This window comes from aff. Roholtiella sp. LEGE 12411, assembly GCF_015206995.1.
GTDB lineage: Bacteria > Cyanobacteriota > Cyanobacteriia > Cyanobacteriales > Nostocaceae > Komarekiella.
In genome coordinates this window covers 1-1,871 of the sequence record NZ_JADEXR010000296.1, presented here as the reverse complement: position 1 = coordinate 1,871, position 1,871 = coordinate 1, and the positions used below count along the sequence as shown (strand labels likewise).

Genomic DNA, 1,871 nt, shown 5'->3' with positions numbered 1-1,871 from the left:
TACAGCAAACAATAAAAATGCCTTGTATGTCATCTCCATTAATAGCTTTAGCTATTAATGGAGATATTTTTCAACATATTATTACATTGAATTGCTAATAATTTGGCATAACAAGTACTGAAGAACCAAGTTTATTTGCGTAACAGCTTATAAAGAAGCAATTAGATCACATGCGGTTTCATCTCTGATATTGCTTGTCATATTCAACTTTGCCATATTCTAATTTGACTATTCGGTCTGCTAGATGAAAATAGCGATCGTCGTGGCTAATTGCTACCACTGTTTTACCGCGCTCTCGCAGTTCTGGTAATAGCTGAGTGTAGAATATTTCTTTGAATACTGGGTCTTGATCAGCTGCCCACTCATCAAACAAATAAATTGGTCGGTCTTCTAAGTACGCTGTGAGCAAAGCTAGTCGTTTACGCTGTCCTTGAGAAAGAGCAGTAGTAGAAAATTGCCCATTTTCAACTTTTACCTTATGGTCTAGTTGGAGTTGCTTTAGATAGTTTTTGGCTTGAGTATCTAAGTTAGTATTTTCTAAACCTAAAAGTTCCTCAAATAAATAAAAGTCAGAAAAAATCACAGAAAAATGCTGGCGATACCACTCTCGGTTATGTTGGTTAACGAGTTCTCCATCAAACCAAATTTCGCCGTTTTCTGGAATGTAGAGTCCGGCTATTAGTTTAGCTAGGCTGGATTTTCCACTGCCATTACCACCTACGATAAACACTAGTTCTTGAGGATATAATGTTAGGTCGATGGGGCCGAGGATAAAGCTATTATCTTCTTGATCTGTTCGGTAAGTGTGGGTAATACCTTTAAGTTGTAAGCTGTGCCAGGCAGACTTAAAAGCAGGTGGAACTGTTGATACTTCAGCCCTACTAGCTAGAGATAAACCGAGCGATTCTATCTTTTGTAAAGCAACGTTGGCTTTGCCCATCTGGGGAAGATTGGTAACGATGTTGTCCATCGGCAACATCAAGTATGTAAAAGTAAGGATATAACCAGAAAGGGTTTGGGGACTGATGGTCAATAAGTAAGGCAGTGCAAATAATAAAAAACCCATTGCGAAAAAAAACAGGAGTTTACCCCAACTAGTAGTTGTGGCAAACAGCGTCAAACCATCAACATTGTGACGACGAAATTTAGTAGCTGTTGATTGTAAATGTTTTGTCAAGAAGACTTGACGGCGTTGATAATTGAGCTTAAGTTCCTTGACTCCTTCGGTGATGGTACGAAAATGTTTAAATAGTACGTCTTGATCCTCACGGGCGAGGGCGAGTAATTGCCCTCCTCTATTCAACAGCCATTGGCAGCTACCTATTCCGATAACTATCAGATTGACAACTATTAGAAATACTAACCAGGATAACCAGGTTATATATAGCAGGCAACCTAAAACCATTGCTAGATCAATACACAGGAAAGGAATCACATATACAGCATTCGCAACAGCCTGCACATCTTCTGTCAGAGTTGCCAACAGTCGGGGATTGCCTAGCTGTTCTAAATGGCTTAATTCTGAAGCCAGAATCTGGCGAGCCAAGCGCATTCGTAGTTGCAGGATGGCATTTTGAGATAGGCGAATCAGCATCACTTGCGAAATGATACTAGTAATGAGTGCTACTATTACCAGCCCCACGAAACCCCAAGCGATAGATGTGAGGGGTGAAGTACTGCTGCGAGTCGCAGCACTGCTGATTAAGGCGATCAGTCCAGCACTACTGCCACCACTCAGGAATCCAGTGACGATCGCGATCGCCACCATCCCCCAAGATGAACGCAGGAGAAAGTAAATTAGATTCATGACGATTTATTTGGGAATGGGGAATTTGGGGCCCCCTCTGGGGATAAGGGGGAATGGGGAATGG

The 1,871-nt window shown here is 41.5% G+C and carries 1 protein-coding gene; it reads right to left on the bottom strand.

All coding sequences use genetic code 11. From position 1 onward, the window contains the following. Positions 1–178: 178 nt before the first annotated feature. Positions 179–1,807, bottom strand: coding sequence for a cyclic peptide export ABC transporter (locus IQ246_RS29495; RefSeq protein ID WP_194006822.1), 1,629 nt, complete (start codon positions 1,805–1,807; stop codon positions 179–181). Positions 1,808–1,871 lie beyond the last annotated feature (64 nt).